Genomic DNA, 20,073 nt, shown 5'->3' with positions numbered 1-20,073 from the left:
ACCAGAATATAAATCATAAAAATATCTCCTTTACACTATAATACCGCATTAATCTTCTTCACTACATCTAACAAATACTCACCATTTCTAAGCTTCCCAGAAATCTTTCTAGCATTCTCTACCATTTCATAATATTGCTGTTCGCTTAATTCATCAAAAGCGTTAGAAAAATCATCAATTGAGTTAACAACAATTCCTACATTATTATCTTTAACAAACTGAGCCTCTGCCGCCTCACTCCATATTACCACAGGCAGACCTGACACAAGATATAAAGATAGCTTATGAGGATTATTATACCTCAGATAATCTCCTGTATTTCCTGTACAGCCGTCAATACCCTCTCCGTCCCACACAAGACCAAACCCTTCATTTAACTTAGATGGTATCTCATCAGCCGGAAATGCTCCCTTATAATCAATTGATTTAGAATTTAAAATATCTTTATTAAAATTAAGACCATATAAATTAACTTTAACTGATTTGTCTAAATCATTAAGACCTTTTATGTACTTACACTTATTAGTATCAAGATTTCCTGCTATATTTAATGTCTTTGAGTATTTAATCTCCTTATCAGAAGGATTACTTTCTGTCAGATAATCAAATATCCTAAGATTATATATCCTGCTCTTATCAACACCTTTGCTTACTAAATACTGCACCATACTTTCATTATGAGATACAACATAATCAGCTATCCCATACATTGTATTATCCATATATTCAAAATCTGCCGCTGATTCTGGAAACATCTTTCTTAATGAATCCAGATCGTGAATAATAAACGCCAGCTTTATATTTCTTGTCTGTCTTGCTTTCTTTAATATATCTATATATTTCTTATTAAGGTAAATTGGATGTGGAACAAACAGTAACGAACCTTTAGGTATTCTGTTAATCTTGTTTAACTCAAGATAATTATTAATCTTCTTAATATATTTATTACCCTGCTTTTTAATCTTTAAATAGTATGGCTTTACTCCATTATTATCAAGAATCTGATTACAGTCATTAACTGCCTTTGAACTTGCATTTTTTGATTCGTCAATCTGTATTTTTATGTAATACTTATCACTCATTAGCATATCCTCTTTCATTTAATCTTCAATAAAATGCTTAAATTTATCACCTTCAACCTCGATATCATAGCCTGCCTGTGAAACTTTAATACTGCTTTGTTCGTAATCTACAGCTTTATTCATCTGCGCCTCAATAGCTTCTACCCAACGGTCAACAGGCTCATCAAGTCCTACAAATTCAACATTTCCAGTAACATTTACGATATCAGGCACAACATTCTTAGAAGTAACACAAGGAAGTCCCGCCGCCTGTGCTTCTATAAGAACAATTCCTAACCCTTCAAATCTTGAAGGAAGCACAAATACATCCATTGCCTGCATTATTTCATTGACATCACTTCTTATGCCCAAAAACATAACATTTTCTTCAAGCTTTAACTTGTTAACCTTATCCTTTATTGCAGCTTCTTCGACACCCTGTCCAACAAGAAGCAGTCTGCTGTCAGGATGTTTCTTATAGAATGAATTATATATATCAATAAGCAGTTCGTGATTTTTCTGATACTGAAATCTTCCTATATGTCCTACAACTATATCATTATTGCCAATGCCAAGTTCTGTTCTTACTTTATCTCTTATCTTTGTATTTCTGCAATATTTCTTAACTTCTATGGCATTATTAATTATTCTATAATTATCACTCTCTAATATTGACTTTTTGTAGAAGAATTCTCCTGCTAATTCTGAACACGCCCAGTAATCTGTTGCATATCTGTCTATATTATTTTTCCAGTAATTGTGTACTAATTCATAAAATTTTCTTTTCTTTCCTGTATGCATTAACTGATTATTATGTGCATGGATAATTCTCTTTTTTATTCCTGCTTTTTTTGCCTGTTTCATTATATAACCACAATTAGCCAAATCACAACAGTTAAACCATATTGCACTATATATTCCCCTGTTTTGTTCAAAAAAAGTCTTTATTTCTTTTTTATACTTAAATGGCTGTCTAAACTGTGCGCTTTTTATAAAAATAATATTACTATTATGTTCTCTGTAATATTCTTCATCATAGCATATATCTGTAAACACCATTAAATCAAACTGCACATCATCTTTAACAGTTTCATAATATCTCTTAATAACAGTTTCAACGCCACCCGGATTGTTGCTTTGTCCAACTACTAATATTTTCATTATTACTCCCTTAAGTATGATATAAACTTACCTGTTTCTGTACTTATATCATATCCTGCTTCTGTCAATAACTTAGCACCTTCTGTTCTGTCTATATTCTTCTTTAAATCATTATTTACAGCCTCTGTCCAAATTGCTGCCCCATCGTCTAATGAAACAAAATCTACATTTCCTGTGATATTAACTACATCTGGAACAACTGCTTTAGATGTTATACAAGGAAGTCCTGCTGCCTGTGCTTCTATAAGTACCATCCCTAATCCTTCAAAATGCGATGGCAATACAAAAATATCCATAGCCTGAAGCAGTTTATTAACATCTGAACGGACTCCCATAAACATTACATTCTCGGTCATTCCCAAATCTGCAACCTTCTGTCTGATTGCTTCCTCGCCTTCGCCCTGACCTACTAACATTAATACAGCCTTATTATCAAGCTTTAAATATTCATTAAAAACATCAACAAGGAATTCGTGATTTTTCTGATACTGAAACCTTCCTACATGCCCTATAACATACTTATCTTCCAGCTTATATTCTTTTCTAATCTCATTTCTAACAGCTTCATCAAAAGCATAATCTTTAGTCTGGATAGCATTGTTAATTATATGATGTTTTGGTGAGTTAATTATATTCTCATTATAAAAATACTCTGATGCCACCATTGAACAGCTCCAATAATCAGTTGCATATTGGCTGAGTCTTGTCTTATTAAGATAGTGGAATATTCCTCTTAACTTTGAAGTTTCATTGCCAGAATTATGTGCATGGATAATTCTTTTCTTAATTCCATATTTTTTAGCATATACAAGGTAATCAATATTAGTTAATGTACAAGTATTATACCAGAACACATCATATTCACCTTTATGTGCTTTAAAGAAATCATCAAGTGCTTTCTTATATGCTTTATAGTCTTTGCTTTTCTGTGGTATTGTGTATATCTTAGACCCCTTAGCTGTAACTTCATCTGCATACACCATATTTTCCCAATTACATAAAAAATCAAACTGGACATCACTCCAATCTATATTTCTATAATAATTCATTACACAGCTTTCCATTCCTCCTGGATTATCTGTCATTCCAAATACTAATACCTTTATGCTCATTAAACTATTCCTTTCAATCTGTCATAACTTTTGCACTTTAAAATAATCCCTCATAGTAAATTTGACTATTAAGGGATTATCATAAACTCTATAACTTTTTAAAAACTTCCGCTGTACTTCTTCTTTAAGAATTTAGCGGCAAGAAACGACCTTACTTTCTTGATTTTATTAATTTTTTCAGTATACATAAATGGTACTTCTTTGTAATTTAAACCATTCTTATTCATCCAGACATCAAAAAGAAGCTCACTTAATCTGCCTGGATATCTAGCCTGAAATGCATCATATTCTTTATCGCCAAGTCTTTTTTCCACTTCAAATAAAATATCAAATAACCATTTGCAATAATTATTAACATTTTCTCTGCTCATAATAAACATATTAAATGCATGCATATATGTCTTTTTCATATTAGCATCAAATGTTGCAAGATATTCCGGATATAACTCAGCTATAACTTCTCTTGTACAATCTAATGTTTCTATATGATGAGTGTGTTCATAATGGCTGTAGATTGTTTCAATCATATAATTTCTCTTCTTTGGCACTATTACATCACACTTATCTAACAGGTTAGAAGCTTCCTCATATGACAATATATTATCCATTATATTGTCTGACTTCTTCTTTCCTTTGAAGTGTCTTCTATAATGTGCAAGACCAATATAATCAGCATCAAGATTCTTCCACGCCCAATACAGACCAGTAAGCTCGCAATACATAGAATTCTTAGATGATATGTTATCACCTGTATTATCTTTGGTATAACCTATATCCTTCTTTCCTTCTGCACCAACCTGAACTGGTACATACATTTTATCCTTAGGCATTTCATACTTCTTATGAGCAGCCACTATTACCTTTATATCTTTTCCCATCATATTCCTCTCTGATTATGTTCCGTGATTCGTAAATACAGTTGCAACTGTCTTGAATAAAATCTTGATATCAAGAAGTATGCTCCAGTTATCGATATACTCCAAATCCATCTTTACAACTTCATCAAAGTCCATAACACTATTTCGTCCATATGCCTGCCACATTCCTGTAATACCTGGCTTCATAGACAGTCTTCTCTTGTGGTGTCCTTTATACTGCTTAAACTCCCCCACCGTAGGTGGTCTTGTTCCGACAAGGCTCATATCTCCCTTTAACACATTAATAAACTGAGGAAGCTCGTCTATACTTGTCTTTCTTATGAACTTACCAACCTTGGTAATTCTAGGGTCATCCTTCATCTTGAACATAAGACCATTCATCTCATTCTGTGCCATAAGTTCTTTCTTACGTTCCTCGGCATCAATATACATTGAACGGAACTTATAAATATAGAAATAACGTCCATTCTTTCCTACACGCTTCTGCTTAAAGAATAATGGACCTTTTGACTCAATCTTAATAGCTGGTGCAACAAATATCATCGCAATTGTCATAAATACAAGACCCACGATAGCTCCAACTATGTCAATACATCTCTTTACGAATAAAGACTTCCAGCTATATATCCTGTTAGCAAATGTAATAACTGGAATACTTCCAAGATAACCAAGCTTCGCATCGAAATCCCTGTATACATCTAATACTTCAATCTTAAGATGTACAGTAACACCCATATCCTCAAGTTCCATAACCATAGGCTTGATACGTTCTCTTATGCGATCTGTAACATCTATGTAGACTTCATCAACGATTTCATTCTTAATAAACTTCATCATAGTATGGATATCTGCGACAACAGGAACTCCATTGATATCCTGACCTGTCATATTCTCATCCATAATTACAATTCCGTCTATCTTTCTTAACCAGTCGTCCTTCTCATCAATCTTTGAAAGTGTATTCTTAGCCCTGTCCTTAACTGTAACCATTATGACACGGCTTGACCTCTTGCTTTCGTTATGTGATTTAAGATATGCCTTAACAAGCAGTCTTGATACATACATAATAACTATTGCAACGATAACTGTAACAATATATATGCCTCTCTGGATGCCTTCTGCATCTCTTCTTAATAATTCATAGACAGCGAGTATAGCAGCAAACAGTGCACTCTTGCATACTACAGACCTGAATTCTTCAAAATAACCTCTGCTTATAAAATCATTCTTGACATTATAAAATACTGCTGTAATAACTGTCGCAACCAGTATTGATACGCAGTTATTATTAAGTTCACTAAAAATCTGTCTGTTATTCATTCCCCAATATAACCCCAGCCAGATTATTCCTGCAACATAATACGATAACACTATCGCTATTGCATCTGTAAAAAATATAAGTATATTCTGTATACTTTCCTTAGTTCTGTTAATATTCGTCATAAGCCCCCTGATAGTATATTATTATTTATGCAATCTGAATAATTATACTATATTCGACATAATTGTCAATAATGTAAAAATCCGTCCCACTCTATTATGTGGAACGGATATAGTTCATTTTATTCCACTGTAACTGATTTAGCAAGATTTCTTGGCTTATCTACATCAAGTCCCTTAGCTACACTTACATAATATCCAAGTAACTGAAGTGGCACAACAGCAAGTGATGCTGCAAAATGTTCATCTATCTTTGGAATGTATACAGTAAATTCAACTGTATCCTCAACTTCATATTTTCCATATGTAGTAAGTCCCATAAGATATGCACCACGGCTCTTGCACTCAACCATATTGCTTATCGTCTTCTCATAAAGCTCACTCTGTGTAAGCACACCAATAACAAGAATATTATCTTCAATAAGACTTATAGTTCCGTGCTTTAATTCACCAGCGGCATACGCTTCTGAATGAATATAAGATATCTCCTTAAGCTTAAGGCTTCCTTCAAGACTGACTGCGTAATCAATCCCTCTTCCTATAAAGAATATATCCTTTGAATTGGCAACCTTTGCGGCAAACCACTGAATTCTTTCCTTATCTTCAAGAATCTTCTCAATCTTATCAGGTATAGTCTTAAGTTCTTCTAAATATGTGCTGTACACATCATCTGTTATCTCACCTCTTACTCTGGCAAACTGAATTGCAAGGCAGTAAGCGGCTATAAGCTGTGTACTGTAAGCCTTAGTTGTAGCAACAGAAATCTCCGGACCGGCAAGTGTATAGAATACATTATCTGCTTCTCTTGCAATTGAACTTCCAACTACATTGACAATGCCAAGTGTCCTAAGTCCCTTATCCTTAGCAAGCCTTAATGCCGCAAGACTGTCTGCTGTTTCACCTGACTGGCTTATAACAATCACAAGTCCATCAGGATCTAACAAAGGCTTTCTGTATCTGAACTCAGAAGCGAGTTCTACTCTTACCGGTATCTTAGCCAGATCTTCCATAACATACTGTGCAACTACGCCAACGTGATATGCCGAACCACAGGCTACGATATATATCTGTGAAATCTTCTTAATCTCTTCATCTGAAAGCTCTACTGCTGATAAATCAAGCTTCCCGTCCTTTAATACAGAATTAAGTGTATCAGCAATTGCCTTTGGCTGTTCGTGGATTTCTTTCATCATAAAATGCTCATATCCACCCTTTTCTGCTGCCTCAGCATCCCATTTAATCTCTACAAGCTCTTTTTCTATCTCATCACCATCAAGGTTATAAAATGTTATATTACCATCTGCAAGACGTCCAATCTCCATATTGCCAATATAATATACATTTCTTGTATAATTAAGTATAGCCGGTACATCAGAGCCAACATAGCAGTTGCCATCACTGACACCAAGTATCATTGGGCTGTCTTTTCTTGCTACATATATTTCATTAGGATATTCCTTGAACATAATTGCAAATGCGTAAGAACCACGGATACGAACCATAGCATGGTTAATAGCATCTACAGGTGTATGCTCATATTTCTTATAATAATAATCTATAAGCTTAATAGCCACTTCTGTATCTGTTGATGAATAGAACTCGTATCCATTCTTAACAAGCTTATCCTTTAATTCCTGATAATTCTCAATAATTCCATTATGTACGCCAACAACATTATAATCATCTGATATATGAGGATGTGCATTATTCTCAGAAGGCTCACCATGTGTTGCCCATCTTGTATGTCCAATACCGCAAGTCCCTTTAATGGCAAGACCATTATTGGTCTTTTCCTCTAATGCCTTAAGCCTTCCCTTCGCCTTAACAACCTCAACGTGCTTATCGCCGTCACGAACTGCAATACCTGCCGAATCGTACCCTCTATATTCAAGCTTTGCAAGACCGTTAAGAAGTATTGGTGCTGCCTGTTCATTACCTACATATCCAACTATTCCACACATAGATATATTCCTCTCTTTTAAAAATTCATATCACTTTATAATATATTATTCCGTTCCTAATTACAAGAGTATAGAATATTTATTTTAAGTCCATATTTCAATTTCAGCTTAACTTCTCCTTTTCACGTCCACTGTGTGTTATGACTATATTTCACCCTGCATCAACTCTTATTATTAATCCCTATTATTAACTTTTATACTAATCCTTATTATTAACTCTTCCTATTAATTACTTTTCAAACGCCACAATAGCAGTTATATCATTATAACCAAGCTGCTGCATTTTCTTCTGAAGCTTATTGATTGCCTCATCAAATTGTGAAAAAGCATTATATGTATCATTAAAATACTGCATTGCCTTTTCTTTATCTCCATCTTCATTAGCATGCCATGAAAGCTCTGCATAATGATGCAAATCATTATGTGCCTTTACAAGCTGCTTGAATTCAGAACTATTTACAATCTTATCATCCTTTAACTGTGCAATCCATTTACCAAGTTTACAGCGTGACGGATCATCTACCTGCTTCTTTAAAAGATGTTCAAATCCTACGATATTGTTATATACTCTCCATGTAAGAATATAATGATCTACTTCAAACACTCTCATCCAATCCTGCTGTGTAATCTTAGAACAGCCTCTTACAAGGTCACTTCTTGTCTTATCAAGATATCTGCCCACCTTGAATACCCTCTGTCCTGACTTAAGGCAGTCATCAGACAGTATGCTGTAGCTCTGTGAAATATTCTCTATCTGCTTAGAAAATGACTTTGTAACACCTGTCTGTGTATCTATGTCATTAAAGACACTGTCAACCTTCTCACTTATGTCATCAATCTGGCTGTTCATCTGCTGCATAACTTCAAGTGACTTCTCTACCTTTTCATTACCTTCACCAAGGCTTATAGTAGTCTCATCCATTGCTTTTGCAAGCTCATCTATATTATCTCTTAATTCTTTAACATACTTGACTATACTTCCAGCAGACTCTGCTGTATTATTAGATAATAATCTTACCTGATCAGCAACAACAGCAAAGCCTCTTCCTGCTTCTCCGGCTCTTGCAGCTTCAACAGAAGCATTTAAAGCCAAAAGATTACTCTGGTTAGATACCTTCTTAACAAGGTCTACAATCGCTTCAATCTTACCAATCTTACCCTTAAAATCCTGAACTTTATTATTGATAGACTGAATCTTCTTAGATGACGCATTAACGGCTTTGATACTATCGTTCATATCTACCGTTACATTATGAGACACTGATATTATATCGTGGGCATTATCACGGATATGTCCCATAGCCATAGAAATGTTCTCTATAGAACTCTCAAGATGCTGGCTGGCATTCTCCATATGCTGTATCGACTTAGTCTGTGTTTCTACCTGATTAAGTGTATCTTTAATCAAAGTATTATCGCCAAGAATCTCCATAGTTTCATTAAGTCGCATAACAACTGGATTATTAACCTGCTTAACCGCTTTAAGCATTGAATTAAGCTTATCTGCATACAACGGATTATTAAAATCCGTCGCATCTATCTCATTAAAATCACCTGAGGCTATATTGTCAATTGCCTCAATCATTCGCCTGACATCACCTTCTGGCAATAAGTTCTCTTCTGTCTTTTTTCTAAACATATACTTTCATTCTCCTATATACGCACAACAGCGGGTTATAAAATACAACTCCCATTTCCCAGCAACAGACATACTACTACAGTCCTGATTAACGCAGAACAAGCTATAAATATCTGTAAAACATCGTATCTTCGAACCATTTATTAAATTATTCAAGTCTATATAACACCGATATTGTAATAATATCATAATTCAAGTATATTTACCATACAAAAATAAAAATTTGTCTGATATTTTTGTATAATGTATGATTAACTAGGTACTTCACTTACTATCAGATTGTGTAAAATCCATAAATGGAATATTTAATACTGAATACTGAGAACTATTAGTCAAGTTAGCGACTATAGGTCTTATATACGATAACAATACAGAAGCACCATTAACTTTTAATAATTCCTTAACTTTAGCTATATCTATAGTATCTCTCCATCTGAATTTAGCACTCATTACTATATCAATATTGAATGGCTGATTATCTTCACTGCTTCCTACTATAACATTTAAAGACACTTTCGCTGTATTTTCTTCATGCATTTCAACACTTGTTTGAGATTCTATATCAATCCCTTCAAATTTATCGCTATCAAATTTATTATTAGTAACAAAGCTAACCCTCTCTAATATTGGATTTGCAAATTGAAAACCACTTCTTACCATAAATACCCCCTATGCTGCATAAACAAATGTTGTTTTGTCAATGTTCTCATTAATATTATTATCAACACCTTTATAAAAAACATCTAATTTATTATAACTATAATCATTTAGTAATGTTGTCTTGCTTTCTTTTATATCAATATCATTTTCGTTAAATGGAGGTATAAAATCAAATTGCTGTTGTTGAATTTTATTATTCAACTCATTTTGATAATTTTTTTTATACATTCCAACCTCTTCATCTGTTAAACTATCTATTTGTTCTATAAAAGAATCAAGGAATTCCAAACTATCAATTTTACCCATAATTAAACCTCCTTATATAACTCTTTTTCTAAAATACACTTTGAATTTTTGATATTATATATACATTTTACACCAATCGTTGGTTCTGCTTTATTAGCTTTATAATCATATGAAAATATACCATATGCTGGTGTATTATTATACTTTCCAAACACTTTAATTATATCATATTTTTGAGAAAATGAATCTATAGAAAATAGCATATTCAACTTATTTCCCAAAGGTAATTCCTGATTACATTGCATTTTTTCTGCTAGTTTTTCCCATGCATACTTTAGTTTCATATAAACATCATAATCTGTTAAATCTAATATATTGTCAGCATTTACATTAACCCTTACAATTGAAAAAGTTTCATTTGGTTTCCTGTTACGTTGCTTATTATTCCACCAATCAACATTTCCCTTATTATCCCAAAAATACATACCATCACCTAACCAAATATCATCTTTTCCATTTTTACTTGTAATCAAACTTACATCATTATTTATAAATGCTTTACATTTATCAGATTCATTACTATGAAATAATATTACCTTTGCCTCCATATGCACCCCTCAAATCATTAGTTCATTATTAGTAATTCTCCCTAATCCACTCCAGACTTTCCCTATTACCTATATCATATCTCTTACCTGGCATTTCATACGCATAAACTTCACGTTTCTTGCAGAACCACTCAATAAATCCACCCGGTGCATCAAGATTAATCTCCTCGTCATTGACACAATCAACAATAACCGGTAAATCCTCTTTGCCATAAATATAAAATGGTGGCACAGCCCAGTTGCTCTTTGGTTCTTTAGGCTTTTCTTCCATTGAAATAACCTTATCAGAAGAATCAACTTCAACAACGCCTGTTCGCTGTAACTTTTCTAACGATGGCTCATAATGTCTCATTATGCAGGTTGCATTTTTCTCTTTGTAGAAATCAAGAAATCCTTTAATAGAAAAATCCAAAAGGTTGTCACCCGCAAGAACAAGGACTCCATCTTCGCATACATTTTTATCTGCACCTGCCAAATTACATTCATTTATTGCAAATGCTATATCTTTAACTGCACCTAACCTATTATCATTGTCTGTTGAGCCGTCATCTAAAATTGTAAGTTTCATTCCACTTAATCTATTCTTTGCCTTATCTGCCCATTCAGTAAATATATCATAGAACTTATGATTAGACACAACTATAACCTCATCGACCATATTGGTAGATTGAACATCTTCTAACAACCAGTCTAATATGCTTTTACCCTTAACCTCCAATAAAGGCTTTGGAAAATTCTCTGTTAATGGATATAATCTTGTTGCATAACCTGCTGCTAATACTATACATTTCATATATAATTCCTCTTCTATACTGTGTAATCTTTATAACTTAATTCCATCTGCTGTATTAACGAAATAAATAGCAAAATCCTTCTCTAAATTAGGATGCCTCTTTATATACTCTTTTCTTACCTTATCAGCAATCTCTTCTTTCTTATCTGGATTAATAAGAGCAATACTTGAACCATTAAAGCCTGCACCAGAAAATCTTCCGCCATATATTCCATCTGTATTTTCAAATATATCCTGTAAATCTCTCAGATTATCAGAGCCAGTTTCATAAAGCTCTATGGAACTTCTTCCAGACTGGAACATAAGCTGTCCGAATTCTTCAATATCACCTTTCTTCCAGGCCTTAATTCCATCTTTTACCCTCTGTCTTTCACCATAAAAATGTTCTGCCCTTTTCCTCCAGTTCTCTGGAAGCCTGTCCTTGTACTGCAAATAGACACCAATAGGTACATTTCTTAAATATGTATCTTTATAATTACCATAATCCATACCTGCATAAGCCTGTAACGCATACGCCGCTGCCTTGCACTCATCAACTCTGGTATTATACGCAGAACCAGCAAGCTGTCTTTCCTTTCCGCCAAATACAATCATAATCTCAAATGGTTTCATATTGGAACTTACCGGTATAATCTCATTGGAATCATCCAGTGTATCAAGAAATAGTAGGCCATTTTTCCTGCAATATACCTCACAGCTCTGGTCAAGCTTGCCGACATTAACTCCTATATAATTACGCTCCGCCCATATAGCATTGCTTATAATCTCCGGTCTTGTAATCTGAATATCATTAGCTATACATACCGCATTAAGATATGTAAGAATAACTGCCGCTGAAGATGATAATCCTCCAACTGGCAGTGTTCCCTCAATAACACCTTTGATGCCTCTCCTTAATTCATATTTTCTTGAAAGTGCAACAATCGCAGCTTTAAGGAAATCCCCCCAAAGCATCTCTCGTTCTAACTCATCTTCAAGCGTGAACATTATATGCCCTGGATAATTCTTGCTAATAAGGTCAAATGTTCCATCTTCTGTTATGTCAAATTCTAAATTAACCCCTCTGTCAATTGCAAAACCCGTAACCTGTCCAAGCTGGTGGTCTACGTGTGCACCTAAGGGGCATACTCTGTATGGGGTGAAAATTGTGTGTTTCATTATTATTTCCTCTTTTATTCTTTAGTTATTTATACATCTAACCTGCCTTATATTCATACTTTTTAACAGCATTAGATATTGTTTCCTTCAATAATTCAAAAATCATTTCTTTATCTTTACAATATGATATACTGTTATATATTTTAACAAATATTTATAATTTTTTTGAATTCATATCTCATATTTCCTTACCATAATTATCACTTTCTAACTATTATCAGCCCTTTGTTTATTACTTATAATAATATATTGTTATATATTCTATATATTGTCAATAAATAATTCTTGCACTCATCTAACTATACTTATCAAAACAGCTCTTAAACTCCTGCAAATTGATATTAGTTATACAATTACGTTATAACTTAATCCCATCTGCCGTATTCACAAAAGTATAATGATATTTAAAAATACCATTATACTTATCTTCTGCTTTTCCTTATTATATTTATTTATATGTTTCATAATACTTTTCAGCTTCATCTTCTGATATATGAAAATCTCTTATTAATCCACCCACTATTGTTTCTTTAGTAGCATTGAATATAAGTGATGTCTTAATTCTCTCCATAATCTGACCTTCCAATCTGCCTATCTGACGTCCTTCTTCTCTGCCTTCTTCTCGTCCTTCCTCACGTTCTTCCTGAAGTTTCATCCGTAATGTCATATACTCCACCTCCAGTTCTTTCTTTGTCTTTACTACATCAACTGCCATATCAAGCTTCTTTACAAATCCGCCTTCAGCTGCATTGCCTGATACATAATCCAAAAACTGCGCCATTTCCTGTGACACCAGACTTCTATCTCCGGCTGCATTAATAATTATCTTAACAGTATCATCATTCAGATGCACCCTGTTGTCCTGTTCACATATCTCACTAAAAGTATATATCGGCAGATTAAATCCGTCAAATGGTGACTTCAGACATATAAAGATAATAAACGTCTTCTTTAATTTTTTATATGATTCACCTGCTGTTATCAAGTTCAAATCTATCATCCCCTGATAATACCTTATACGCTTGGGAATATCTACGGTAATCGATGTCTGCATCTCTATATCATAGACTGTATCATCATCTTCAACGTATACATCAAACCGAACACCTTTACCATCATATGTCATATCCACTGACTTCTGATCTTCAACATACTCTATTCTGCTTATCTTCACATTAAGAATAAGCTCCAGGAGTTCTTTGCACAACTCCTTATTAATCGTCAATACCTTGCAAAAAATAAAATCATCTGCAAATGTCAAATCCTCATAATTCTTCTGCAATATAATATCCTCCTCTTTGTAAAACACATCACATTATAAATTCTTTGTATTTTTATATTATGAGTATAATAAATATATGTGCACGAGTCAAGAATATCATTTTTTATTTTATACAATATTTATCATTAATAACATTTATCTTTTCATTTGGTGTTTACATAATTTGTAACCTACTTAGCGCTTACTTATGTTACATATCACACTTAAATCATCAACAAAATTTGAAACATTAAATTCTTTCATTAATACCATACTATAATATTGCCCCAAATCTTTCTAAAACATCTAAACGTTTTTCATCTTTTGCTGTTTCTTCTCTCCAATTATTCAACATCATATCTGATCTTCTTTGTATCAAATCATAATCTTCATTATATGACTTTATTTGTCTCTTTAAGGTATCTATTTTTGTAAATCAACTTACATCTCATCTACACTTTAAATTATACAAGAATCTATTTTAACTCATTAAAAATTTATCAAAAAAATCTTGGCTCTCCAATAACCCTTCATATAAGGCTGCTCGCCAATTATTTTTTGTCACTCTCCTCCGTTCTTCAATCCTGCATATCAAATCCTCTCTAACCAATTCCTCTCCACCTTTTTTATACAAATCTTTTGCCGTATCTCGATATTCAGAAAATTCCTCTCCACAATGAGCGACATATAACTTGTTCAATTGCAATTTTCTCAAATGATTTTTTGCTCTTTCATACTTTTCTTGTTCCCATGTATTTGGTTTTTCTGCATAAAAGCTAAATATTATTTCCTCATCAAATACTATTTTTACTTTTAACCATACTTCATCATTAAAATCATCATAATATGGATGTATAAATTCATTGTTCCTCGTTTCACTAATCTCCGATTTTTTATTTTTATTACAGTCTGCGCAGCATGCAATAAGATTCACAGGAGTCAGTGCATATGTTGGATATTTTGTTTTTGGCAGATAATGATCTAACGTACTCACTATTCCCACACCACAAAACGGGCATTTGCTATATTTAGGAATAGCTTTTATTTTGTCATAATACTTTCTTCCACCATCTGCCACAAATTTGTTGTCATACAACCAAACCATATCATCTTTAGTTGCTCCACCCTCAATCATCGTATGAGTTTCTAATGTTCCCAATTGACCTTTTTCTGCAAGTTCATTATATTTTTCACTTTTTGATACAATGGTGGTTTTGCTTGCATTAATATGTGTTAAAATAGGTTGTTTTGTAAGATTCGCTGTACAGTCCGTAATTATAGATTCCACATCTATATCTGGTTTTTCTAATTTAATCATCTACCTCTTCCTCTAACTGTTCTTTTTCATACATAAGAGAACGCAAAATTGCCTTACCTTCATTTCCTAATTTTCCATGAAAATATTTCATTGCTCTTTTAAAGCTTGAATATTTTTCTACAGAATTTTGAATCATTGTATGAAATCCTGAATTAGTAACTTCATACCCAAAAATTTCGCTTGTAAGCACTCCCAAATTCTCACCAAACGTTTCTATTTCTGGTCTTTCTGCAATTAATTCTTCTCCTACTCTTCTTAATATCCAAACACAATCTTTAGGTACCTCTTGCACTATAACTGGTGAATGTGTAGCAATGACCCCTACTCCATTTCGATATGTAAGCAGACTCGACAATGCTCTGATTAATGCTGATACAAGAGGTGGATGTAAATGTTCTTCTGGTTCATCTATTATTACCAGTGTTTTTTCTTCTACTAGTTCAATCAACCTTACAATAATTAATAAAATAACCTTGTGTCCAGAACTCAGCGTTTTAAATCTTGGAATTATTTTTTCTATAAATGATTCTTTTAATAATCTTTTTCTATCTGCCCCAAGACTCTCCATACTGCATTCCGATGGTAATTGATTTACGTTATCCTCGCATTCTTCAGACCACTTTTTTATATTCAAATTTATAAAGGTATTGTCAGATTCCAAAATATCTATTATTTGTTTCCAAAGTTTCTTTTTATTTCCTTTTGATATTTCAAACAAGCTTCCTGCAAAATCTTTTGCTAGCATATCAATATTTTTAATTCCATTTTTTGTTGCCAATCCAATATATGAATATTGTACAATATCATCCTCTATATCAAAAAATCCGTCAAACGCACTAAATGAAACATAAACTATATTTGCAAATCCCTTTCCTTCCCATGTTTGAAATGCACCACGATTTTCTCCTGTTTCTTCTAATGCACTTATCATATCTTTCAATAAAGTTGTTTTACCAACTCCATTTTTTCCGATTAACACATGTATATTAGATGGCGGCATTTTTTCATGTTCCACTTTAAATTCCAATTCCGTTACATTTTCATCTAGAACATCCACTTCACCATCTGGAAAATAGCTAAATTTATATGGTGTCAACCATGCTCCTCCCATTGTCATCCTATGAAACTGATTTTTTATAACTCTAGAAGTATAATCTCTCATTAATGATGTTTGAACAACATCCAAGTTTTTTACTTTGTCAAATAGTTCCAAATCAAATGCAATATCATTTAATGCACAAAATATCTCTTCTCTTTGCTTGTCATCTGGAAAATTGGATTTTATTGAATCATAATAATCTTCACATACTCCCAATGAAAAAAAATCTTTCGAGAGTGCACTAAATTTTTCTGGCAGATGCGGACTTCTCCCCTGTCCCTTTTGTCCAATTTTCACACCTGACATTCTATGTTTAACCCCATTTTCATCAATGTACCGTACCTTGAATAATGTTGAATATGTAAACCAATCATCCCAATTATCCAGAATCAAATATATAGTATCTTTGTTTTTGCAATCATTTACTGAAGATACAACTTCAAATCTCATTATCTTCTCCCTTATCATTTAGCATATGCCATACTGATCTCCTTGTAAATTGCAATCTATGATATATCTGAGAAATCCGTTCCCAAGCAGGCCCTTGCAAAAAACTGACCAAATCCCCTTACCATAATTGCAAATTCACTTGCAACAATTTTATACTCATTGCTAGGCAGATTGTTTTCATTATCTATTACATACTCTTCTAACATTTTATTCAATCCGGTTGATTGTCTTAACTCCCTATACTTATTTTCGTTACTATAATGAAAATTTTTATTAATTTCAATCAAACGTAAACGTTCCAAATTTTCTAATGAAATCTGCGTAGGAATTATAGGAAAACTATCAACATCTGCAAACGCAAAACAATCTATAATCGGATATCCTGAAGCATCCATTTTTTCATATCGCAAACTTATACATGGCTTCACCAACTCTTTTACTAAATTCTGAAAAATAAGTGCATCATATGGTGACATTTGCTTGATAATTTCCACATATGTAGGATGTACATTATCTACAGTATCCGAATTCATTGCATGAGCCAATAATTCTGCATACATATTGCGTAAACTTTCATCATTCATACAATATGAAATTGCCTGTAAAGCAGGAACTCCTATATACATTGGAGGTGTAATGATATTTTCAACTGGAACATTCTTTAACTTCTTCTCCAACAATTTTCTAGTTTGTTCAATATTACTTTCTTTTTGCAAAACCCATTTTTCAAGTGGAGACAACGCAGCATGAACAGCCCTGATTAGTAATGCCGTTGTTTTATCTGCTTGATTAATCGTTTCGGTATCTTTTACTTTTCCAATTACTTCTGCCACTCCTAAATCAACTTTTACTTTTGCCATATTTCTAGCCTCCCTAATAAAACAAAAACTGCCTAATAACAACACAAAATTTCTCAATGTTGTATTAGACAGAGCAAACCTTTAATTGCCCAACCTGTAAAGAAGTTCTACAAGTTACGGATATCTATATTTTGTTAAATTGTAACTTATTTTTTTACAATAATCAATTACATTTTTACCTTTTTCACAAGTTGAAAAATGAGTTTTAAAATTTTCTCTGCTCTAGTGCAATAGAATTAATAACCGTAAATTAAAATTTTGCCGCAGATGGTACATAAATCTCAGGTTATAGACAGAACAGTTTTTATAAACCGTACTTTTAATGATTTTCAATTGTTCCACACACATCAATTGTAAACGCTCCATCTGATGTACCTTGACTTTTGAAAGACCGCAGTTTAGCAGTCTTTTTGTTTTCTGATGTATTCTGGCAGCTTTGGTGACCATGGAAGAAGATCTTCCAGAAATGAGCGGTCTGTATCGTCCATATGTTCCGGTATCTGGGGCAGCAGATATTCAAAGTACTCATAAGGCTTTAAGTTATTAGCTTTAGCTGTCTCTGCAATACTGTATATTATTGCTGAGGATGCAGCTCCATTGATTGTATCTATCATTTCCCAGTTCTTCTTGCCTATACAAAAGCCTCTTATTGCACGTTCCGATGCATTGTTATCCATTGGGACTTCACCATCTTCAAGAAATACTCTCAGATATTTTTCCTGATTGAGTGCATACGTGACAGCCTGTTTCAGTTTAGCTGTGCTGGCTTTTCTTTCGTTTGATTTAAGGTACGCAAATAAAGCATCAATCAGTGGCTTTATTACCACCTGACGCTGCTTAAGTCTGTCTTCTGGTTTGAGTTCTTTCAGCTTATCCTCTTCACGGTATACTGCCTGTATCTGTTTTATTACCAGATATGAAAGGCTTTCTTTCTGGGCAGCCTTTGGAACCGCCTTTAATGCCTCATCAAATTTTCGTCTGCAGTGTACCCAGCATCCGGCTATCTTAAGATCTTCCAGTTCCTTTTCTACTGTATGGTATACCTGATAACCATCAGTTACACATACCCCGGAATAATCTTTTAGAAACTGCCTTGGATGTGAAGCATTTCTTGTACGCTGGTATTCATACAGGACTATCTGCTCACCTGAATACATATATCCTGAACGGTACATCATTTTCTGCATCTTATCATTAAGTGCTTTCGTCTCTACTGTAAGAGTTTCCATCTGGTTCTGCAGATTAAGAAACATCTTGATAAGAAGTGACTTATCTATGCTGTTTAATTCTTCCTCTGTATACTTAATCTCCATAACCACATACTCCTTTTCTTGGCATTAAGTATAGCAGAAATCGTGTTATTATGCCACTTAGGGCATTTGTCTGATTCGTCATTATGACGGTGGATAACACTTCTAAAAAGCCGGTATTTCTGATGTTTTAGAACTATTATCCACATAAGGCAGGACACAGGGATGTATTAATTCTTTTATGCCCTGCATTTAGTGGATAATCCATATATTTGCTGTAACGATTATAGTTTTGAAAACTTTTTATATTGTAAAAAATCTACTTTCTGCACAATGTTTACATTAGTGTTCCAGGATTATCCTGTGGCCTGATAGGGCGTTTTGCTATAATCTCAAAGCCTTTCATTAACTATTCAAACTGATACTGTACGATTCCTGCAAGTCCGTCTATTCCTCTCCGTAAATCCGTGTAGCCGGCTGCTATAAATATGCGTTTAAAACCAGCTGCATCATTAAGCATGGTTAAATGCCTCTATAAGATTTTTTATAAAATCAGGTGTAGCAGTATTAGTGATTTCAAATGTAACTCCATTGGTTTTTATTACAGCAGCTATTGTATTATCTTTAAAAGAACAGCCATCATTTTTGTTTTCACATATAGTATGTGTAACAGTTAATTCTGTTGATGCCGGGACTTCTTTAGTTACAGGAAGTTCCACAAATGTAGCTGCCTGTCTTTCAAAAGTATCAATACATGTTTCTTTAAGCTTTCTCTGCCAGTAGTAATACTGGTCTTTTGATATGTTGTTTATCTCAAGCCATTGAAGTATCTTCATGCCGCTTGAACGGCATTCCTTTATTATGGCTGCTCACTTTTTAAGATTGTGCTGTGTTTCCAGCTCCCTAGCGTTCAATAATTATAACCTCCCGAAAAATTTGTGATAGTTGTACGAATTGTACAATTCGTTAAAATCGTACAACTTGTGCAACTGGATTATTATGGTTATATCAAATTTTTCGGAGTATTTGTAGGTACATAGGTTGGAGCGTTTACCTTGCTTCTTAATCTATAATATCATATTTCTTATCATTAATATATTTATACATAAAAAATTTGT

The 20,073-nt window shown here is 33.4% G+C and carries 18 protein-coding genes; all 18 read right to left on the bottom strand.

The features are described 5' to 3' along the window. Positions 1 to 35: 35 nt before the first annotated feature. Positions 36 to 1,082 (bottom strand): hypothetical protein, encoded by a 1,047-nt coding sequence (locus C7390_RS06135; RefSeq protein WP_055306106.1) that lies wholly within the window; start codon positions 1,080 to 1,082, stop codon positions 36 to 38. Positions 1,083 to 1,100: 18 nt separating this feature from the next. Next, a complete protein-coding gene (locus tag C7390_RS06130) occupies positions 1,101 to 2,222 on the bottom strand; it encodes a glycosyltransferase (protein ID WP_116443797.1) in 1,122 nt (373 codons plus the stop codon). Positions 2,223 to 2,224: 2 nt separating this feature from the next. Then, positions 2,225 to 3,334 carry a glycosyltransferase family 1 protein gene (locus C7390_RS06125; RefSeq protein ID WP_116443796.1) on the bottom strand — a complete coding sequence of 370 codons (1,110 nt, stop codon included), beginning with the start codon at positions 3,332 to 3,334 and terminating at the stop codon, positions 2,225 to 2,227. Between the two features lie 98 nt (positions 3,335 to 3,432). Then, positions 3,433 to 4,212, bottom strand: a complete 780-nt coding sequence (locus tag C7390_RS06120) for a DUF4422 domain-containing protein (protein WP_172678501.1) — start codon at positions 4,210 to 4,212, stop codon at positions 3,433 to 3,435. Positions 4,213 to 4,227: 15 nt separating this feature from the next. Beyond that, positions 4,228 to 5,655: a sugar transferase gene (locus C7390_RS06115; protein WP_070101438.1), complete on the bottom strand. Its 1,428-nt coding sequence runs from the start codon at positions 5,653 to 5,655 to the stop codon at positions 4,228 to 4,230. 119 nt (positions 5,656 to 5,774) lie between these two features. Next, on the bottom strand, positions 5,775 to 7,613 hold the full coding sequence (gene glmS, locus C7390_RS06110) for a glutamine--fructose-6-phosphate transaminase (isomerizing) (protein ID WP_055174163.1): 1,839 nt from the start codon (positions 7,611 to 7,613) through the stop codon (positions 5,775 to 5,777). Positions 7,614 to 7,842: 229 nt separating this feature from the next. Then, positions 7,843 to 9,252 (bottom strand): methyl-accepting chemotaxis protein, encoded by a 1,410-nt coding sequence (locus C7390_RS06105; protein ID WP_022501501.1) that lies wholly within the window; start codon positions 9,250 to 9,252, stop codon positions 7,843 to 7,845. A gap of 264 nt (positions 9,253 to 9,516) precedes the next feature. Next, entirely contained in the window at positions 9,517 to 9,912 is a 396-nt protein-coding gene (locus tag C7390_RS06100; RefSeq protein WP_116443795.1) for a protein-export chaperone SecB, read from the bottom strand. Between the two features lie 9 nt (positions 9,913 to 9,921). Further along, positions 9,922 to 10,218: a hypothetical protein gene (locus tag C7390_RS06095; RefSeq protein WP_116443794.1), complete on the bottom strand. Its 297-nt coding sequence runs from the start codon at positions 10,216 to 10,218 to the stop codon at positions 9,922 to 9,924. A gap of 2 nt (positions 10,219 to 10,220) precedes the next feature. Next, complete coding sequence (locus C7390_RS06090) at positions 10,221 to 10,766, bottom strand: hypothetical protein (protein WP_116443793.1); 546 nt, start codon at positions 10,764 to 10,766, stop codon at positions 10,221 to 10,223. A 28-nt stretch (positions 10,767 to 10,794) separates the two neighbouring features. After that, the gene (locus tag C7390_RS06085; RefSeq protein ID WP_090141349.1) at positions 10,795 to 11,559 is read right to left on the bottom strand and encodes a nucleotidyltransferase family protein; all 765 of its coding nucleotides are present in this window, start codon (positions 11,557 to 11,559) and stop codon (positions 10,795 to 10,797) included. A 30-nt stretch (positions 11,560 to 11,589) separates the two neighbouring features. Then, positions 11,590 to 12,717, bottom strand: coding sequence for a GHMP family kinase ATP-binding protein (locus tag C7390_RS06080; RefSeq protein WP_116443792.1), 1,128 nt, complete (start codon positions 12,715 to 12,717; stop codon positions 11,590 to 11,592). 448 nt (positions 12,718 to 13,165) lie between these two features. Continuing rightward, complete coding sequence (locus C7390_RS06075; protein WP_318295585.1) at positions 13,166 to 13,999, bottom strand: Rpn family recombination-promoting nuclease/putative transposase; 834 nt, start codon at positions 13,997 to 13,999, stop codon at positions 13,166 to 13,168. 460 nt (positions 14,000 to 14,459) lie between these two features. Beyond that, positions 14,460 to 15,296, bottom strand: coding sequence for an HNH endonuclease family protein (locus tag C7390_RS06070; RefSeq protein ID WP_116443790.1), 837 nt, complete (start codon positions 15,294 to 15,296; stop codon positions 14,460 to 14,462). Then, positions 15,289 to 16,845 (bottom strand): AAA family ATPase, encoded by a 1,557-nt coding sequence (locus tag C7390_RS06065; RefSeq protein ID WP_318295584.1) that lies wholly within the window; start codon positions 16,843 to 16,845, stop codon positions 15,289 to 15,291. The genes C7390_RS06070 and C7390_RS06065 overlap by 8 nt, the downstream gene beginning before the upstream one ends. Positions 16,846 to 16,901: 56 nt before the next feature. After that, positions 16,902 to 17,705: a DUF4393 domain-containing protein gene (locus tag C7390_RS06060; protein ID WP_116443788.1), complete on the bottom strand. Its 804-nt coding sequence runs from the start codon at positions 17,703 to 17,705 to the stop codon at positions 16,902 to 16,904. 398 nt (positions 17,706 to 18,103) lie between these two features. Continuing rightward, the gene (gene tnpC, locus C7390_RS06055) at positions 18,104 to 19,018 is read right to left on the bottom strand and encodes an IS66 family transposase (RefSeq protein WP_318295583.1); all 915 of its coding nucleotides are present in this window, start codon (positions 19,016 to 19,018) and stop codon (positions 18,104 to 18,106) included. Between the two features lie 449 nt (positions 19,019 to 19,467). Then, entirely contained in the window at positions 19,468 to 19,815 is a 348-nt protein-coding gene (tnpA, locus tag C7390_RS06050) for an IS66 family insertion sequence element accessory protein TnpA (protein WP_456362876.1), read from the bottom strand. Between the last annotated feature and the right edge of the window lie 258 nt (positions 19,816 to 20,073).

Source organism: Bacteroides galacturonicus, from assembly GCF_003096855.1.
GTDB classification, from domain to species: domain Bacteria; phylum Bacillota; class Clostridia; order Lachnospirales; family Lachnospiraceae; genus Lachnospira; species Lachnospira rogosae.
This window is presented reverse-complemented; position numbering and strand designations above follow the sequence as displayed.